Here is a 17,673-nt window from a genome sequence, read left to right as displayed (position 1 = left end):
CCCGCGTCGTACGACATTCACAGGGGTACCACGTCAAAGTTGTCCTGCAGGTACAGGCTTTCTGCCTGCAGGCGGATCGGGCGTCCGAGGCTGGCTTCGAGCTCCGCCAGACCTACGGTCTGCTCTTCCATCAGCCGCGTCACGATCTTGGGCGCGGCGATCACCAGAAACGCCTTGGCCTCGAACTGCCGGGCCGAGCGCTGGATTTCACGGAATACCTCATGGCACACCGTTTCCACGGTCTTGACGTAGCCGCGCCCTTCGCAGGCTGGGCAGGGTTCGCACAGGATGTGCCCCAACGATTCGCGCGTGCGCTTGCGCGTCATCTCGACCAGCCCCAGCGGCGACACCGGGCACACCTGGTTGCGGGCTGGATCGCGCGCCAGTCCCTTCTCCAGTGCACGCATCACCTGAACGCGGTGATCCTCGTTCTTCATGTCGATGAAGTCGATGATGATGATGCCGCCGAGATTGCGCAGCCGCAGCTGGCGCGCGATCGCCTGGGCGGCTTCGAGATTGGTCTTGAGGATGGTCTCGTCGAGATTGCGATGTCCGGTGAAGGCTCCGGTATTGACGTCGATCGTGGTCATCGCTTCGGTCTGGTCGACCACCAGATGACCGCCGGACTTGAGTTCCACGCGCCGATCCAGTGCGCGATTGAGATCATCCTCGACACCGTACAGGTCGAAGATCGGGGCCGCACCATCGTAGTGTTCGACCAACGAGGCCGCGTCGGGCACGAACCGCTCCGCGAAGGCGCGGACACGCCCGCATTCCTCGAAACTGTCGATGCGTACGCGGTCCACGTCGGTGCCGAGCAGATCGCGCAGGATGCGCATCGACAGCGGCAGATCGCCGTGAACCAGCTCACCGGACCTGGCACTGCGCGCCTGTTCGCTGATCGACCGCCACAGCTTGACCAGAAACTGCATGTCCTGCGCCAGCGCCTCGGGCGAGGCGCCCTCGCCGACCGTCCGAACGATCACGCCGTAATCCGGCGCCAGCTCCGCGAGCAGATCGGTCATGACGCTTTTCAGGCGTTCGCGCTCGGTCTCGTCTTCGATCCGAGCGGACACGCCGACGTGCCTGTCGAACGGCAGCAGCACCAGATAGCGCGACGGCACCGAGGGCAGCGTGGTCAGCCGCGCGCCCTTGGTGCCCAACGGATCCTTGAGCACCTGCACCAGCACGTCCTGGCCTTCGTGCAGCAACTGATTCACCGGCGGCGGCGCGCGCGATTCGCCGTTTTCGCCACTGCCGGACTGCACCATGTCACCGACGTGCAGAAACGCCGTGCGAGCCAGCCCGATTTCCACGAACGCGGCCTGCATGCCCGGCAGGACACGGTTGACGCGTCCCTTGTAGATGTTGCCGACCACGCCCTGGCGCGAGGCGCGCTGCACGTAGGCTTCCTGCACGATGCCGCCATCGACCAGCGCGACGCGAGTCTCCTGGGGCCCGATGTTGACGAGGATTTCGGTACTCACGGCGAATTCGGGGGCGTAGTCGGAGGCTGAGCGGTAAGGGTCAGGGCATCCAGCAGCGCGGCGGTCTCGAACAGCGGCAGACCCACCACGCCACTGTAGCTGCCCTTGATCGAGCGTATCCAACGCGCGGCATAGCCCTGAATCGCATAGGCACCGGCCTTGCCGAGCGGTTCGCCGGTTTCGGCATAGGCCATCGCCGCTGCCTCGGAAATCGGACCGAACTCGACGGTGGTGACGGACAGCGCGGTGCGCAGCTCGCCGCCGTGCACAATCGCGACGGCGCTGCACACCTGATGCTCGCGCGCCGACAGCCGCAGCAGCATTTGCGCGGCGTGCCCGGCATCTTGCGGTTTGCCGAGAATCTCGCCGTCGACCGAGACATCGGTATCCGCCCCCAGCACCACCGATTCGGCGCCGGCACGAATGGCGCCGGCGCGCGCCTTGGCGGCGGCGACGGACACCGCGTACTCGATCGGAGGCTGGCCCGGGCGCGGCACTTCCGGAACATCCACGTCGAGAACGGCAAAGTCCACGCCGAGCTGGCGCAACAACGCCTGTCGGCGTGGCGACTTGGATGCGAGTAGGACTTTGGTCATGACGTCATCGGGCGGCGCACGGCGCGTCGCAGCGTTCACGACAGCGTAACAAGTTGCGAAGACGCGTGCCGCGTGACGCCGACCTACCCTCGCCCGCTTGCGGAAGAGCGGTGGGTGAGGGGGAACGGCCATGCCGCAGGCCGATTCATTCTGCGGAGTGCCGCTTGGCGGCATGGCCGTTACAAGCAGGACATGACTACGGCTCGCCCCAGATTTCCTCAAGGCGCTGATCGCGTCCGCAGTTCCAGCGGTAGAACTTGTAGCGAACCGGGTTTTTCTTGTAGTAATCCTGGTGATGGTCCTCCGCCTCGTAGAACGGCCCGGCCTGGCTGATCTCGGTTTCGATGCGTTCGAAACGACCACTGGCCTGCAGCGCCTTGAGACTGTCCTCGGCGATCTGCTTCTGCTCGGCGTCCTCATAGAAGATCGCGCTGCGGTACTGACGACCGTGATCGCAGAACTGCTGATCCTTGACCGTGGGGTCGATGGTCCGCCAGAAATGCTGCACCAGTTCCGAATAGCGGATTTCGTCGGGGTGATAGCTCACACGCACCGCCTCGGCGTGCCCGGTTGCACCGGCGCTCACCTGCTTGTAATCCGGATTCCTGACGTCACCGCCAATGTAACCGGACACTGCCTCGACCACGCCATCGAGCTTCTCGAAGTCCGACTCCGTGCACCAAAAGCAGCCGCCGGCAAAGATCGCGGTCGCTGTCGCCTCCTTGGCGATGCCCGGCACCGCCATCAGCGTCATTGCCAGGCTCGCCAGGGCAATGCCGGCGAAGCGGCGCGCCCGGCCCGGGCGCAGGTTCATGAGCGCAGGTCCGGCAGCGTCTCGCCGTCCGGCACGAACTGCAAGGCCAGACCGTTGTTGCAGTAACGCAGCCCGGTAGGTTTGGGGCCGTCTTCGAACACGTGACCCTGATGCCCACCACAGCGCGCGCAGTGGTATTCGGTGCGCGGCCACACCAGCCTGAAATCGCGCTTGGTGTCCACCGCATCCGGCAGCGTGTCGTAGAAGCTGGGCCAACCGGTGCCGCTTTCGAACTTGAAGCGGGCGTCGAACAGCGGCAGATAGCAGGCGGCGCAGATGAAGGTGCCGTCACGCTTTTCCTTGTTCAGCGGGCTGGTGCCGGCGCGCTCGGTGGCTTCCTTGAAAAGTACCTCGTAACGCTCGGGCTCAAGCAGCTGTTTCCACTCGGCCTTGGGTTTGTCTATGGGCGTCATGTCGCCGGTCCTCCGGGTTGCGGCTTGGGAAGTGTCGTCAGCGCGGGCCGGGGCAATACCGACGATAAAGCCCGCGCCGAGGACTCCCAGGAAATTTCTGCGATCCATGATGCGTCCTCTTCGGGTTTCAAGTACACCTACGCATTAGAACCGTATGCGGACGCAGTGTTGCGGTCCATGCGTCCGTGGTTTTGTGTCGGCGCTACCAATCGTGTGGACGACGAATCACTGCCGCCAGGCGGCGAACGCCAGACAGGTCCAGCCGGCAATCATCGCCAGACCGCCGAATGGCGTGACCGCACCGAGCACGCGAATACCGGACAGCGCAAGCGCGTAAAGACTGCCTGAGAAGACCACGATTCCGGCAATGAACAGGCAGGCCGCCACGCTCAGCAAGGTCGACGGGCGCTGTGCGGCAAACAGCCCCACGGCCAGCAGCGCGAACACATGATAGAACTGATATTCGACGCCGGTACGCCAGATTGCGAGCATGTCCGGCTCCAAGCGCGTGCGCAGGGCATGGGCGCCGAAGGCGCCGACGATGACCGCCAGCGCACCGAGCGCGGCGGCCAGCGTCAATATCGTGCGTGGACTCATGCGACCACCTTGCTTTCGCTGGAGACGACTTCGAAGCTGATCCCGGCACGCTGCAGGCGAACGATCAGCGCATCCCCCATCGCAGCGGCCGTGGTGAGCTGACCCGCGCGTTCGGGAAGCTCGTCGAACGCGAGGCACAAGGCCGATTCGGCGAGCATTTTCGAAGTTTCGCCATAACCGGGATCGCCGCCGCGCACGTCCACCACGACGCGCGTCTTCGCCGCGTCCTTGGCTTCGCCAAAAAAGCGCACGCGAAACCAGCCTTGGGCGCGCTGCTCGGGCGAAGGGCCGTCTCCGGATTTTCGCTTGGACAGCAGCCAGTCGCGGCTCGGTCCGAACTGCGCGGCGACGAACAATGCGCCCGCCCCACCGATCAGCGCAGCGACGGAGTGCAGTTTCTTGACCTGCACGAAATGCGCGTAGCGAAAGTCCGGCCCGTAGCTGTCCAGCGCACGCGCCGATCGCTTCACAATCTGCGGGTCCACGGACGGAAACGGTACCACCCAGGTATCGAGTTCGTGATTGAACTGCACGCCGCCGCCAGCATCGCCGACACGGCGTCTGGACTCGGGATCGTGCTCACGCGCCACACGCGCCTGCCGTACCTTGGAATAGTCGCGCATGCGCGAGAAGGCATGAATCGCCGAATGATAGGTGCCGCTGGAGAAGGTGCCGCCGGCGCGCACGTAGCCGCGCACCGTCAGTGGCACATCTGGCGGCAATTGCTGCACGGTGTAATAGGCGCCGAGGTCATGCGGAATGCTGTCGAATCCGCAGCAGTGCACCAGCCGCGCGCCGGACTTGAGCGCGGTGTCCTGGTAGCGCAGCCACATGGTGTCGACGAATTCCGGTTCGCCGGTAAGGTCCACATAGTCGGTCCCGGCTTCGGCGCAGGCCGCCACCAGGGTTTCGCCGTAGAGGATGTACGGGCCCACCGTGGTGATGATCACGCGCGCCGATTCGGCCAGCGCGCGCATGCCGTCCGCATCGCCGATGTCGGCATCCAGCAGCGGCAGCTCGGCGCACAAGGGATCGATCGCCGCCAGCGATTCGCGCACCGCGGCCAGCTTGGCCGGATTGCGCCCCGCCAGCGCCCAGCGCAGGTCCTTGCCGCCCTCGCGCGCCAGGTATTCGGCCGTGAGGCGGCCGGTGAATCCGGTGGCACCGAACAGGATGATGTCGTAGTCGCGGTTGGCGTTCTTCATGTTTGAGTTCCTTCAAAGCAGTCCGTCGAGGCGCGGCAGACGCAGGATGCAGTGCACCGCCTCGTCCACCGTCAGCCGGCTGGTATCGATCGAGGCCTGCGGACTCAGTGGCGCCTCGTACGGATCGTCGACGCCGGTGAAGCCCTTGATCTCGCCGCGTCGCGCGCGTCGATAGAGTCCCTTGGGGTCGCGCGCCTCGCAGACCTGCGGCGGCGTCGACATGTGAATTTCGTAGAAATGGCCCACCCGACGCACACGCTCGCGGGCGTCCTCGCGGGCGCCGCGATAAGGCGCGATCACTGCACAGATGCAGATGCCGCCGTGACGTGTGACTTCGGTGGCAACATAGCCGATCCGGCGCACATTCAGTTCGCGATCGGCGCGGGTGAAGGTCAAGCCGGACGACAGCATTTCACGCACCACATCGCCGTCGAGTATCGTCGAACTGCGTACGCATTCGCGCTCGAGATGCTTCTGCAACGCTGCCGCCACAGTGGACTTGCCGGCACCCGGCAATCCGGTCAGGAACAGGGTGAAACCCGATGCAGGCATAAATGCAGAACCGTATCAGTAGGTAGTCGACCGATTATCGCAGTGCGCGGCAATGCGTGTCGGAAGCCCCGACCCGCTCAGTTGAGAAAACCGCGCTGACCGTTCTGCACGTCCGTCACCCGCCCATTCTCCAGCGTGACCTCGCGTTGCAGGTAACTGGAGCCGAAATCGTAAAGCCAGCGCTCGCGATAAACCTGCCGCACGGTCCAGTCACGCGGGCCGCCTGGATAGGCGTGGTGATAGCGATGCTCGCGTGACGGGGCCAGCAACAGCGTCGCCGCCTGCGCATCCGGCTCGCCGCAGCGCGCGAGCAGACGGTATTTGGACACGCCCTCGACGATTTCGGCAGGTTGGCAGTTGGCGCCTCGGCGCGTCGAGAAACCGTAGCCGTCGCTGTCGATGCGGCTCAGGCGACCGTTCGAGAAATGAAGAATCCGCAGCAATTGGTTGGCGCCGAAGTTGTAGGTCCACTCCTCATCGTCGGCAACGATCCGACCCCGCACTTGATAGCTCCAGACGTCGCGATAGTCCGGCTCGCCGCAGACCGCCTCGACTTCGAGCGCACGCGCGCCAGTGGAGACGATGCGCGAGCCGCAACGCAGGCTGTCTGCGGCCATCGTCGGCGCTGGCAGCGCCACGACCAGACACAGGGCCGCCAGCCCCAGGAAATACCGGTTCGGGCATGGAATGGGAACGGCTCCCCGGGCGACATCTTGCAAGCGACCTTGAACCGGTAGACTTTCGCGAAACTTAACCGCGCTTTCGCGGTCACTGATGCATCCTCGACGAAGCACGAACATGACTCCTTTCTCGCGCCTGCTCGGCGCACTGACCATTGCCATGCTGGCGCTGCCCTGCGCGCCGGCCCTGGCAGCGCCGGTACTTCTCGACCATATCGAAGCCGAACTGGTCTCCGAGGTCAATGCGGCCCATGCTGGAGCCGAGGGCGGTTCGGAGTTCTGGGTGGCGCTGCGGCTGCGGCCCGATGCCGAATGGCACACCTACTGGCGCAACCCCGGTGACTCCGGCCTGGCAACGCGTCTGCAATGGACCTTGCCGGAGGGCGTGTCCGCCGGGGAGATTCACTGGCCCTATCCGCACCGCGAAGCGCTCGGCGAGCTGACCAACTACGGTTACAGCGGCGAAACCCTGCACCTGGTGCCGATCCGGCTGCCGGCGGACTGGCCGGCCGGCAAGCCGGTGGAACTTCAGGCCCGCGCCAGCTGGCTGGTGTGCCGCGACATCTGCATCCCCGGCGATACCGAACTGTCGCTGGAAGTGCCAACACATTCGGACGCCAATACACCCGATCCGATCTGGGCATCGTTCTTCGTGCAGTCCCGCGCTCAGTTGCCGGTCGACGTGGACTGGCCCGCCCGGTTCACGGTGAGCGGCCCTGACATCTCGGTCGCCGTGGACGGCATCACCGTCGCCGCCGACACCGAGGTCGATTTCTTTCCGTTCGCCAACGACTTGGTCAACCACGCGGCACCGCAACGCTTTGCCCGCGATGGCGGCGACACCCTGCGCTGGAGCCAGACGCTCAGCGATTATTTCGTCGAGGCGCCGCAACCGATCGAAGGCGTGCTGGTGATCCACGATGGCGAACCGGCCCACGCATATCGCATCCGTGCCACACCGGGCAGCGTTGCGCCGGTCGAGGCCGCGATCAACGGCCACAGTGCAGCAGGCGAGGCGGTGCCCGACGGCACGGACGCAAGACCGATCGATGCCAGCACCCTGGGCCTTTTCACCGGCCTGGTTTTCGCGTTTCTCGGCGGCCTGGTCCTGAACCTGATGCCCTGCGTATTCCCGGTGCTGTCGATCAAGGCGGTTTCGCTGCTCGAATCAGATGAGGATCGTGGCGGACATCTACGCCACTCGCTGGCCTATACCGGGGGCGTCCTGATCTGCTTCGCGATACTGGCCGGCGTACTGCTCGGACTGCGTGGCGGCGGTGATGCCGTCGGCTGGGGGTTTCAGCTCCAGCAACCGCTGTTCGTCGCGGCACTGGCCTACCTGTTCTTCGCAATGGCGCTGTCGTTGTCGGGCCTCGTCCACTTCGGGACGCGCTGGATGGGCGTGGGTCAGTCCCTGACCACGCGTGGCGGCCTGCGCGGCTCGTTCTTCACCGGCGTGCTGGCGGTGGTGGTGGCCAGCCCCTGCTCGGCACCCTTCATGGGCGTGGCACTGGGCTACGCCTTGACGCAGCCACCGGCGATGGCGCTGACCGTCTTCCTGGCGCTGGGCCTGGGCCTGGCCTCGCCGTTCCTGCTGATCGGACTGGTGCCGGCACTCGCGCGCCTGCTGCCGCGTCCCGGCGCATGGATGGAGTCGTTCAAGCAGTTCATGGCCTTTCCGCTGTATCTGACGGTGGTCTGGCTGCTGTGGGTTCTCGGTGGATTGACCGACCGCAGCGGCATGGCGCTGGCCGGAATCGGTTTGGTGCTGGTCGCCTTCGTCGCATGGCTGTGGCATCGGCCCGGACCGATGGCGCTGGTATTCAAACTGGCCGCGGCCGCTGGTGCCATCGCGGTGCTCGCGCATCCGCTGGTGCGCACGGTGTCGCCACCGTCCCAGGCCGGCGCCGAGCAGCACGCCGAATGGCAGGCCTATTCCCCGGAGCGGCTCAGCGCCGCCCGCGATTCCGGTCAGACCGTGTTCGTGAATTTCACCGCGGACTGGTGCATCACCTGCAAGGTCAATGAACGGGTGGCGCTGTCCAGCAGTCGCGTCAAACAGGCCTTCGCCAGCGACGCGGTGGTTTATCTCAAAGGGGACTGGACACGGTCCGATCCTCTGATCACCGAGATGCTGGAACGCTACGGCCGCAGCGGCGTGCCGCTGTACCTGCTGTTCCGCAACGGTGGCGAAGCCGAAGTGCTGCCGCAGCTGCTGAGCCCCGACATCATCATCGATTCACTGCAAGCCGGTGCAGCCTCGTCCTGAGTCCGCACATTTTTTGGAGCCGGATCATGTACAGCATCAATCAGACGCTCCGCTTAGTCCTGGCAGCCGTGATTCTGAGCGCGAGCGGCGCCGCCCAGGCCGTCGCCGATGTCGGCGCGGCCGCCCCGGATTTCTCGCTGCCGGACAGCAATGGCACGAGCCGCAGCCTTTCCGGTTTCGAAGGCCGGTATGTGGTACTGGAATGGACCAACGACGGCTGCCCGTTCGTTCGCAAACACTACGGCAGCGGCAACATTCAGTCCCTGCAGAAGGAATACACCGCCAAGGATGTCGCCTGGCTGTCGATCATCTCCTCCGCCCCCGGCGAACAAGGCCATGTCGGCGGTGCCGAGGCCAATGCGCTGACCGTGGAACGTGAGGCCGCACCGACTGCGGTGCTGCTCGATCCTGGCGGCAATGTCGGTCGCGAATACGGCGCCAAGACCACGCCACACATGTACGTCATCGATCCCAAGGGCACGCTGATCTACGCCGGCGGCATCGACAGCATCCCATCCGCCAATCCGCAGGACATCGAAAAGGCGACGCCCTACGTCAAGCTGGCGCTGGACGAGGCAATGGCCGGCAAGCCAGTCAGCCAGGCACAGACGCGACCGTATGGCTGTTCGGTAAAATACTGAGAGGATCGGCCGAACCCGAACTCCGGTAGGCAACGACGGGTCGGTGCAGGTTCAGCTGGCAGGGATAGGCTTGGAGGAGAGTCTTCCCTGCTTCGATAACGACAACCGGAGGCACAGGCATGCTCCGTTTACGGATTCCGCGTCATTACCTCGACGCACAAGGGCTGTCGCTGTTCGCGCCGGCCCGGCCGTCCGCCCGCGCCCCGAAACAGCGAGGCGCTCCCGAACTCGGGGTCAACCTGCTGATCGCGCCGACAGACGCCGCCAGTGATGATGGGCGCCCGGTGCGGCATGTCTCGGCGATGGTGACTCGCGGTGCTCAGGCCGTGACGCCGCGCTCGATCCACATCGACGCGCGCAGGCTGTCGCCGTCTCCGGGTGCCGGCTTCGAGATTCCGGCCGAGCCGCTGGCGGCGGAAATGCTCGGACAGCCGGTCACGCGCTATGGCACCGAAATGCCGTTCGCGCCGGGGCTTTATCACATGGACATTGCCATCGACGACGAAGTGGAAGCGCAGTTCGTGGCCGAGATTCGCTGAGGGTTCCAGAGCGCACCCACAAAAAACGCCGGCTTGACGCCGGCGTTTTTTTCATCCATCCAGGCGCCACAGCTTCATACTGATTGAAGCCGCAACAATCTGACGCGTTTGCGCTGCGTGCGCAGGGACTCTTCCAGATGCGCCAGACGACGGCGGACTTCGCTGTTCTCCCAGGTATCCGCGATCTGTTTGCGCGCCGCCTCGAAGCGATCGGTCTGCAGCGAACGCCATTCGCCCATGATCGCACCGAAGGCTTCGACCTCATGTTGCAACAGGGTCTGCAGCGCCTGCAGACGGGTCGGATGGTGGTTGCAGCCTTCAAGGTCCAGCCGGGCTTCGGCGAACTGTCGCTCCAGCATGGCGCGCTGTACCAGGAATTCCGGCACGCGCTTGAGGTTCCAGGCCAGCCCCAGCGTCGAACAGCCGTAGATCAGCCATTTCGTGGGATCGAACTGCCACCAGCGAATGCCGTTGCGGTAGTCCCATTGAAACAGGTGGTGATAGTTGTGATAGCCCTCGCCGAAGGTCACCAGCGAGATCAGGTCGTTGTCACGCGCCGAATTCTCGATGGTGTACGGCCGGCGGCCCCACCAGTGCGCGGCGGAATTGATGAAGAACGTGAAGTGATGGTTCAGCACGATGCGCAGCAGGCCGCCCAACAGCAGGAAGCCCCAGGCATCGCCGAAGGCGGCACCGACCAGCAGTGGCATGCCGATGTTCATGAACAGGGCCAGACCAAGGTAGTGCTTGTGCTGGAATGCGAGCAAAGGATCCTTTTCGAGATCCCGCACATTCGACAGGTCCAGCTCGGCGCTGGGATAGTCACGCAGCATCCAGCCCATGTGCGCGAACCAGAAGCCGCGCCGGATCGAATACGGATCAAGGTCGACGTGGTCCACGTTCTTGTGGTGCACGCGGTGCAGCGATGCCCAGATCAGGGTGCTGTTCTGCAGCGACATTGCTCCGAACAGCATCAGCGGCAGGCGCACCAGCCAGTGGGCTTCGTAAGCGCGGTGTGACCACAGGCGGTGATAACCGGCGGTGATCGACATACCGGTGGCGCCCATGAAAAAGGCGGCGCCGATCCAGGCGGCCAGGCTGAAATCATGTGTCAGCGCGTACCACGGCAGCAGCGTCAGCACGAGGCCATGGGTCAGGCCGAACATTATGATGGCGGGCCAGTTCAGAGGGCTGTTGGCGAAGCCCCGTACCACATCAGTCATCAGGATTCTCGATAGACACAATAGAGACAGTGCGCGATGGCAGCGCGTTGGTCATGCCGGGTGGCGCGCCCCCCCGGCCTGATTTAGGCCGATACTGGGAAGAGTAGCCGAGTCTGCGTCCCGGCAAAAGCTTCCGCATGTGACAAATGTGACAAATGCGAGAGCTGTGCGCAGCTGCGGGAGTAGAGCTCGCCTTAGAATGCGCACCATCGATTTGGTTCCCTGCGCCGGCTCGATACCGGCGCGACATCTCAGTTCGGAGTCCTACATGCGAATTCTTCATACCATGCTGCGCGTGGGCGATCTCGATCGCTCGATCGCGTTCTACCAGGATGTACTCGGCATGCAGTTGCGCAGCCGCAAGGATTTTCCGGGTGGTGAATTCACCCTGGCGTTCCTGGGCTTCGAGTCGGACCCGAACGGTGCCGAAATCGAACTGACGTATAACTGGGGTCAGCGCGATTATCAGCTTGGCGACGCCTACGGCCACATCGCCGTCTCGGTGGATGATGCAGCCACAGCCTGCGACCGGGTTCGGGCGCGCGGCGGCAAGGTCACGCGTGAAGCGGGGCCGATGAAACACGGCAGCACCGTGATCGCCTTCGTCGAGGATCCGGACGGCTACAAGATCGAGTTCATCCAGGGCGCGTAGCGCTTACAGGGCAACGAAGGTGCGCGACACGTCGCTGACGAGCCCCTGCTCCAGAAGCTGCTTGATCGCCAGTTCGACCGCGCCGTAGGTTCCCGACAACAGGCTGGTATCGCCGAGCGATTGCTCACGTACGCCCGGCAGTACCGGCAGTTCGCCCTGCGTGCGGCAGATCGCCAGTGCGCGCAATTCGGGCGCATCGATTGGAAAGGTACGAACGCCATGGACGTGATGCAGCCGTCTCAGCACCTGCTCGACCATGCGGCACTGCCGCACGGTGCCGCGAAATGCGACGAGAATGCGTGGCAAAGAGTGGCTGGTGTCGGCCACCAGCGCCTTGATCGACAGGCCGCGATGCGCGAACACCGCGGCGATCGAGTGGACCACGCCGGGCCGTTCGGCGACCTCGCACAGATACACCACATCCTGCAGCGACACGGCCTCGCTCATTTGAGCCACTCCTTGAGCTGCTGCTGAATGATGCGCGCCGAACCGAACAGATCCGAACGCTCCTGATCATTCAGTTCCAGGTCAGTGACCTGGGACCAGCCGCGCAGATCGCAGACCACGGGCACGCCGAGCACACCAGCCGGACCGTCCCAGTCGTCCTCGGCCAAGCGGACCTGAGCCGGGATCACGCTCTGCCCGCCGCCGAGCAACTGTTCGCACAATTCAGCGGTGACCGCGGCGGTAGAGATCGCGGTCTTGGCGGTGGAGATATGCGTCACCAGCGGCAACAGCACGGCGCGCAGGTCCGGCGCCATGGCTTCGGCGTAACGGAAGGCGGCCTCTACCTCGCCGGCACCGACGAGTTCCTTCAGGTGCATCTTCTCGCGCGTCAGTGCAATCGCAAAATCGCCGGGCGCACGGCCGCCGATCAGGCGCTCCCGCACCACGCCGACCTCGGCTTCGTCGTAAGCATAGATCCACAACTTGCTGAGGATCGGCACCAGCGCGTCGCCGTGCTCGCCGAGCATGTAGGCCGAGATGCGTTGACGCCGCACACCCAGATCGGCGGCGATTTCGCGGCGCAGACGCATGCTGTCCTGATAGGCGCCCATGCCGATCACGCGCGCCGCGCCGAGATGGCGCGCGAACACCTCCACCCCGAGTTCCACCGGATTGGTCACCATCACCACCAGTTCCTGACCATGGCCGCGTTGCGCCAGCACGCTGGCGTAGCTTTGCACGACCTCGGCATTGATCCGCGCAAGCTCCAGGCGACTGACCATCTGACGCCCGGAAGTCGGCGCGGTGGCGCCGGCCGTGAACAGGATGAGGTCGGCGGCGACTTCCTCGGGGGCCAGGGCGACATCGATTTCCGGCGTGATTTCGGCATAGGCGTCGTACAAATCGGCGCGCAGCCCGAACAGGGCCTGGGCCGAGGCGCCGCCACGCCGGCCGACCAGTTGCAGGCGCTGGCGCGGCGACAGCAGCTTGCGCGCCACGATCTGGACCGCCAGGGCGCGACCGACGTCGCCATTGGCGCCGATGATTGCGATATCCATTCAGATCCTTGCGAAACCGCAGCGGCGTGAAATGGCAGAGCGAGCAAGAACGGGGCCACTGCGCCGCCCACGGCGTCCACCCACATCAGGCATTTGGGGAACATCGCCGATTGATCGCGGTTTCATGCAGTGTTTGGAAAAAATCAGCTTTTGACTTCCAAGAAATTATTGTATGTGCATGATTTTACTGGAATTAAGTATGGCCCGCCGCTTGCAGTATTGCTGGCGCGGCCCCTCGCGGACCTTACCGCAAACACGGCATGCTGGCGGGCGATGATCCCGACGAACTCACGCTCGATTCCGAACGGTATGCCGCGCTGCGTACCGCGCTCGATGCTCATTTCGGTCATGACCACCTGGCACCGGGAACCCTCGACGGCGAGGATGACACGCAGTTGCAAGCCCGCATCGAGGAAATCGTCGCAGCACTCGGGCGCTCTCTCGGCCACGGTGTGGCCGATCTGGTGGTGGCCGCGCTGTTCGACACGGACGACGTGGAGGCCCGCGCCGCACATGTCGAATCGGAAGTCGAAACCCGCATCGAGTCGCGCGCCGAGCGCCTTGAACAAGGTGCCGATGCGCTGTGCGGCGAGGTGGAGGTGCTGGACCGATTGGAACAGCGGATCGGCCACTTCGACGCGCTGCGCCCGAATGGGTTTTCGATCTGAGGGCCTTGCCACTGCGTACCCATCGCCGGCGTCGACGGATACACTCGGCGCTGTGCAAAAAAGTCTGGAGGACGCATGCCCATAGCTTCCATGGAGGAGCCGATTGCCGCGCCGTCACTGGCCTTGCTGTTGCTGGAGCTGCGGGTGTTCATGGAATTGCCGCGCTTCGTCGCCACCAGCCTGTCCGTGGAGAATCTGCCACGTGGCAAAGGGCAGCCGATCATGATTGTTCCCGGCTTCGGCGCCAGCGACCTGAACACGGCACCGCTGCGCTTGGCGCTGCGACGCCTGGGCTACTCGGTATTCGGCTGGAACCAGGGCGTCAACGTGGGCATGCGCCCCCGCGTGAAGCAGGCTCTCACGGCCGAGCTGCGCGAACTGCGCGATCACTACGAGGACAAGACCACTCTGATCGGCTGGAGCCTGGGTGGCGTCTTCGCGCGCGAAATGGCCCGCCATCAGCCGGAATGCGTGCGTCGCGTCATCACCCTGGGCAGTCCCATCAACGGCGATCCGGAAGCGAACAACCTCAACACCCTGTTCCGCCTGGCCAATCTCGGCAAGCCGCTCAAGACCGATCTTGAAGGCTTTCGCCGACGCGTCGTCGCGCCACCGGTGCCATGCGTGGCCATCCACACCAAGACGGACGGCCTCGTCGCCTGGCAGTGCTCACTTGAGGAGCCGGCCGAGAACACGCGCAACATCGAGGTTCATGGCAGCCACATGGGACTGCTCTATAACGCCCAGGCCCTGGCCGCCATCGCCGGCGTGCTTGCGGAAGCCTCCTCGGACTCAGCCGAATAGTCCGTAACGCCATTGCGGCCAATCGCTCGTACCACCCTCCTGCACGTCCTTGAGCGCCGCGCAGAGTCTGGACACGCACGCGTCCTGCGCTGAAAAACGGATGCATCGCGTGGAATCCCCGATTTCATCGATGGCGACGATGCGCGCGGCCGTGCCGCAACCGAATGCCCCGCCTAGTTCGCCGCGCTGCTGCGCGATCGCCAGATCGTCAAGACTGATTTCACATTCGACGGCATCGAGTCTCGCCCGGCGCGCCATCTGCAACAGGCTGTCGCGCGTGATGCCGGCCAGAATGCAACCGTCCAGGGGCGGCGTCAGCAGACGCGAACCGATGCGCACGAACAGATTCATACTGCCGGCTTCGCCGAGCCGAGTGTGCGTCGCCGCGTCCAGCCATACGACGTCGTCATAAGCTTTCGCCTGCGCATGCATCAGGCCGGCCAGTCCGGCGGCATAGTTGGCGCCGGTCTTGGCCGCGCCCAACCCGCCGACGGCAGCGCGGATCAGATGCGGCTCCGCCCAGAGCCTGAGCCGCTTCATCGCCGGATCGGAACAGGCACTGACGACCACGCTGTAGCGGTGCCGCTGCGCGCGCCGCAGGCCCAGGAATTCCTCGTCTGCGTGAATCGTGGGCCGAAGGTACAGCGAGCCCCGTCCGTACGGCGGCAACAGCTTGCGATGCGCGTCCACGGCCATGGCGCAGCTTTCGACAAAAAGAGCTTCATCGACCGCCGGCAGTCCGAGCCGCGCGGCACTGGCCGCGAAGCGGTGCGCGTGCGCCTGCGGGCGGAACAGATGCACCCCCCCGTCGGCGCCGCGGTAGGCCTTGAGCCCTTCGAACACCGACAGCCCGTACTGCACGCCTGCGCTGGCGACCGGCACGCACAAGGCCTGGCGCGGCAGCAGGCCTGGCGCGGACCATCGCGCGCCATCGTGTTCGGCAAGCACCAGATGCGCGCCCAGATAACGGCCGAAGCCCAAATCCTCCGGCTGCGGAAGTTCGCTCGTCTCGCCAGGGTTGCCATCATTCGTCGGCGCCCCCGGCTCGGTCCCGTAAGCACTCATGATTCAGCCTCCCAACATGGGGTTTCGACGACTTCGGTATTGCCGGCGCCGGGCGCCACCATCGGCAATACCATTTCCTCGACCGCGACCGGTGCCCGTATCAGCTGCGGGCCGGGTGCACGCAGGGCAGCGATCAGGCCTTTGCGGGCGTGGGCGGCATTGGCGGCGACGCCGAGATCACAGGCGGAGACCCCGAAACCTTCGGCAATCGCGCAGAAATCGGCGGGTCGCGCGTAGTGTGCACCGGCGTGGCGGGATTCGTAGAACAGACGCTGCTGCTGGTGCACCAAGCCCAGCGCCGCGTTGTCGAGCACCACGACCTTCACGTCCAGGCCGAGTTCGGCGAGCGTGCCCAGTTCCTGGATGTTCATCAGCAGACTGCCATCGCCGGTAAAGCAGACCACCGGGGCGTCCGGCCTCGCCAGCGCGGCGCCGATCGCGGCCGGCAGGCCGAAGCCCATGGTTCCGAGCCCACCCGAGCTGAGCCAGCGATCCGCACGCGTGAACGGGTAGCTCTGCGCGACCCACATCTGGTGCTGGCCCACGTCGGTGGTGATCGCGGCCTGCGGCCCGACGACATCGGCCACCGCACGAATCAGGCCGTACGGACGCCGCACATCGTCGAGCCCCGGCAGCGGCAAGGGATAGGCACGTCGCAGTTCACCGACGCGCGCCAGCCATTCCGGGCGCAGCGCCGGCGTCACCGCTTCGGCCAACGCACGCAGGGCGACGCCGGCATCGGCGTGAATCGCCAGTTCAGGGCGTCGCAGCTTACCGAGTTCACGCGGGTCGGCGTCGATATGGATCACCCGCGCCCTGGCACAGAAACGGTCGAGCCGACCGGTCGCTCGATCATCGAAGCGGGCGCCGATCGCGATCAGCAGATCGCATTCATCCAGCACCAGATTGGTATAGCGCGCGCCGTGCATGCCGAGCATGCCCAAGGCCAGCGGATGATCCGGCGGCAGGCTGCCGAGCGCCATCAGCGTGGCGGTGGTCGGCAGCCCCGCCCGCTCGGCCAGGGCCTGCGCGGCGGCCTGGGCCCGCGCCTGGGTGACGCCGCCGCCGAGGTACAACACCGGACGCTGCGCTGCCGCGATCATTCGCACCGCATGCTCGATGGCGAGCCCATCGATGCCTGCCACCGGCTGCGGGGCAGCGGCATCCGGCCAGTCGGCAAGCTCGATCGACTCGGCCTGCACGTCCTTGGGCACGTCGAGCACCACCGGTCCCGGACGTCCGCTTTCCGCGAGACGGAACGCCTCGACCAGCAGGTCCGGCAGATCGGCGCTGTTGCGCACCTCAAAGCAGGCCTTGGTGATCGATTCGACGATGCGGCCGGTCGGCATCTCCTGGAAGGCATCCGTACCGATCAGGGCGCGCGGCACCTGCCCGGTGATGCACACCAGCGGAATCGAATCGGCCTTGGCATCGGCCAGCGCAGTGACCAGGTTGGTCATGCCCGGGCCGGAGGTGGCGAAGCACACGCCGGCCCGGCCGGAGATGCGGGCCAGGCCCTGGGCGACGAAGGCCGCCCCTTGCTCGTGCCGTGCCAGTACGTGACGCAGCCGGGAATCAGCCAGCGCGCGATACAACGGCAGTACGGTCCCACCGGGAATGCCGACGACGACGCCAGTGCCGCGCCGTTCGAGAAAGCCGATGATCAGTTCTGCGCCTGTGAGTCTCATTGCCGGTTCCTTGCGAAGAAACCGCCGGACGTTCAACCGGTACGGGCGACAACAAAAAACCCCCGCCGGCATTTGCGCCGGCGGGGGTTTTGATGAGCGTGCTCGTCCCCTAGGGCGCGTCGATAACGACGACCGCTACGAGTACGACGACGAGCTGCTGCATCGGATTCATAAATATGGTTTTTGCCTGGGTGCTGCGAAATTCTGGCGAAATCCGACCGTGGTCAGATTTCGATCACAGCGAATTCTAAGCGGGCCGCTACATTCGGACAAGT

19 protein-coding genes are annotated in these 17,673 nt (G+C 65.0%); 6 read left to right on the top strand and 13 right to left on the bottom strand.

Translation table 11 applies throughout. From position 1 onward, the window contains the following. Positions 1 to 17: 17 nt before the first annotated feature. The 8 genes from rng to RM530_RS06180 form a co-directional block, all read right to left on the bottom strand. The gene (gene rng, locus RM530_RS06215; RefSeq protein WP_311364354.1) at positions 18 to 1,487 is read right to left on the bottom strand and encodes a ribonuclease G; all 1,470 of its coding nucleotides are present in this window, start codon (positions 1,485 to 1,487) and stop codon (positions 18 to 20) included. After that, a complete protein-coding gene (locus RM530_RS06210; RefSeq protein WP_311364353.1) occupies positions 1,484 to 2,083 on the bottom strand; it encodes a Maf family protein in 600 nt (199 codons plus the stop codon). Before RM530_RS06210 ends, rng begins: the two co-directional genes overlap by 4 nt. Before the next feature lie 196 nt (positions 2,084 to 2,279). Beyond that, entirely contained in the window at positions 2,280 to 2,897 is a 618-nt protein-coding gene (gene msrA / locus RM530_RS06205; protein WP_311364352.1) for a peptide-methionine (S)-S-oxide reductase MsrA, read from the bottom strand. Further along, positions 2,894 to 3,418, bottom strand: a complete 525-nt coding sequence (gene msrB, locus RM530_RS06200; protein WP_432276078.1) for a peptide-methionine (R)-S-oxide reductase MsrB — start codon at positions 3,416 to 3,418, stop codon at positions 2,894 to 2,896. Before msrB ends, msrA begins: the two co-directional genes overlap by 4 nt. Before the next feature lie 117 nt (positions 3,419 to 3,535). Continuing rightward, on the bottom strand, positions 3,536 to 3,907 hold the full coding sequence (locus RM530_RS06195; RefSeq protein WP_311364350.1) for a DUF423 domain-containing protein: 372 nt from the start codon (positions 3,905 to 3,907) through the stop codon (positions 3,536 to 3,538). After that, a complete protein-coding gene (locus RM530_RS06190; RefSeq protein ID WP_311364349.1) occupies positions 3,904 to 5,112 on the bottom strand; it encodes a saccharopine dehydrogenase family protein in 1,209 nt (402 codons plus the stop codon). The genes RM530_RS06195 and RM530_RS06190 overlap by 4 nt, the downstream gene beginning before the upstream one ends. A gap of 12 nt (positions 5,113 to 5,124) precedes the next feature. Next, positions 5,125 to 5,664 carry an adenylyl-sulfate kinase gene (gene cysC / locus RM530_RS06185; RefSeq protein WP_311364348.1) on the bottom strand — a complete coding sequence of 180 codons (540 nt, stop codon included), beginning with the start codon at positions 5,662 to 5,664 and terminating at the stop codon, positions 5,125 to 5,127. A gap of 77 nt (positions 5,665 to 5,741) precedes the next feature. After that, a complete protein-coding gene (locus RM530_RS06180) occupies positions 5,742 to 6,281 on the bottom strand; it encodes a DUF2845 domain-containing protein (protein ID WP_311364347.1) in 540 nt (179 codons plus the stop codon). 181 nt (positions 6,282 to 6,462) lie between these two features. Between RM530_RS06180 and RM530_RS06175 the strand changes: the two genes are divergently transcribed. From RM530_RS06175 to RM530_RS06165, 3 genes are all read left to right on the top strand, one after another. Further along, on the top strand, positions 6,463 to 8,613 hold the full coding sequence (locus RM530_RS06175; RefSeq protein ID WP_311364346.1) for a protein-disulfide reductase DsbD family protein: 2,151 nt from the start codon (positions 6,463 to 6,465) through the stop codon (positions 8,611 to 8,613). Between the two features lie 26 nt (positions 8,614 to 8,639). Beyond that, positions 8,640 to 9,254, top strand: coding sequence for a thioredoxin family protein (locus tag RM530_RS06170; protein ID WP_311364345.1), 615 nt, complete (start codon positions 8,640 to 8,642; stop codon positions 9,252 to 9,254). A 119-nt stretch (positions 9,255 to 9,373) separates the two neighbouring features. Continuing rightward, the gene (locus RM530_RS06165) at positions 9,374 to 9,793 is read left to right on the top strand and encodes a hypothetical protein (RefSeq protein ID WP_311364344.1); all 420 of its coding nucleotides are present in this window, start codon (positions 9,374 to 9,376) and stop codon (positions 9,791 to 9,793) included. A gap of 74 nt (positions 9,794 to 9,867) precedes the next feature. Here RM530_RS06165 and RM530_RS06160 read toward each other — a convergent pair whose 3' ends face one another. Continuing rightward, positions 9,868 to 11,016, bottom strand: coding sequence for an acyl-CoA desaturase (locus RM530_RS06160; protein ID WP_311364343.1), 1,149 nt, complete (start codon positions 11,014 to 11,016; stop codon positions 9,868 to 9,870). 268 nt (positions 11,017 to 11,284) lie between these two features. On the opposite strand from RM530_RS06160, the gene gloA reads away from it, so the two are divergent. Next, the gene (gene gloA, locus RM530_RS06155; protein WP_311364342.1) at positions 11,285 to 11,668 is read left to right on the top strand and encodes a lactoylglutathione lyase; all 384 of its coding nucleotides are present in this window, start codon (positions 11,285 to 11,287) and stop codon (positions 11,666 to 11,668) included. 3 nt (positions 11,669 to 11,671) lie between these two features. Here gloA and RM530_RS06150 read toward each other — a convergent pair whose 3' ends face one another. Both RM530_RS06150 and RM530_RS06145 read right to left on the bottom strand, forming a co-directional pair. Beyond that, a complete protein-coding gene (locus RM530_RS06150) occupies positions 11,672 to 12,115 on the bottom strand; it encodes an ACT domain-containing protein (protein WP_311364341.1) in 444 nt (147 codons plus the stop codon). Next, on the bottom strand, positions 12,112 to 13,173 hold the full coding sequence (locus tag RM530_RS06145) for a lactate/malate family dehydrogenase (protein ID WP_311364340.1): 1,062 nt from the start codon (positions 13,171 to 13,173) through the stop codon (positions 12,112 to 12,114). Before RM530_RS06145 ends, RM530_RS06150 begins: the two co-directional genes overlap by 4 nt. 260 nt (positions 13,174 to 13,433) lie before the next feature. Here RM530_RS06145 and RM530_RS06140 point away from each other — a divergent pair, with 260 nt between their 5' ends. Continuing rightward, positions 13,434 to 13,841, top strand: coding sequence for a DUF2884 family protein (locus RM530_RS06140; protein ID WP_311364339.1), 408 nt, complete (start codon positions 13,434 to 13,436; stop codon positions 13,839 to 13,841). Positions 13,842 to 13,916: 75 nt separating this feature from the next. After that, the gene (locus tag RM530_RS06135) at positions 13,917 to 14,645 is read left to right on the top strand and encodes an alpha/beta hydrolase (RefSeq protein WP_311364338.1); all 729 of its coding nucleotides are present in this window, start codon (positions 13,917 to 13,919) and stop codon (positions 14,643 to 14,645) included. On the opposite strand, the gene RM530_RS06130 is transcribed toward RM530_RS06135, so the two are convergent. After that, on the bottom strand, positions 14,634 to 15,710 hold the full coding sequence (locus RM530_RS06130; protein ID WP_311364337.1) for an aminotransferase class IV: 1,077 nt from the start codon (positions 15,708 to 15,710) through the stop codon (positions 14,634 to 14,636). The genes RM530_RS06135 and RM530_RS06130 overlap by 12 nt on opposite strands. Continuing rightward, complete coding sequence (gene ilvB, locus RM530_RS06125) at positions 15,707 to 17,398, bottom strand: biosynthetic-type acetolactate synthase large subunit (RefSeq protein ID WP_311364336.1); 1,692 nt, start codon at positions 17,396 to 17,398, stop codon at positions 15,707 to 15,709. Before ilvB ends, RM530_RS06130 begins: the two co-directional genes overlap by 4 nt. Positions 17,399 to 17,673 lie beyond the last annotated feature (275 nt).

This window comes from Banduia mediterranea (genome assembly GCF_031846245.1).
Lineage (GTDB): Bacteria > Pseudomonadota > Gammaproteobacteria > Nevskiales > Nevskiaceae > Banduia > Banduia mediterranea.
This window is presented reverse-complemented; position numbering and strand designations above follow the sequence as displayed.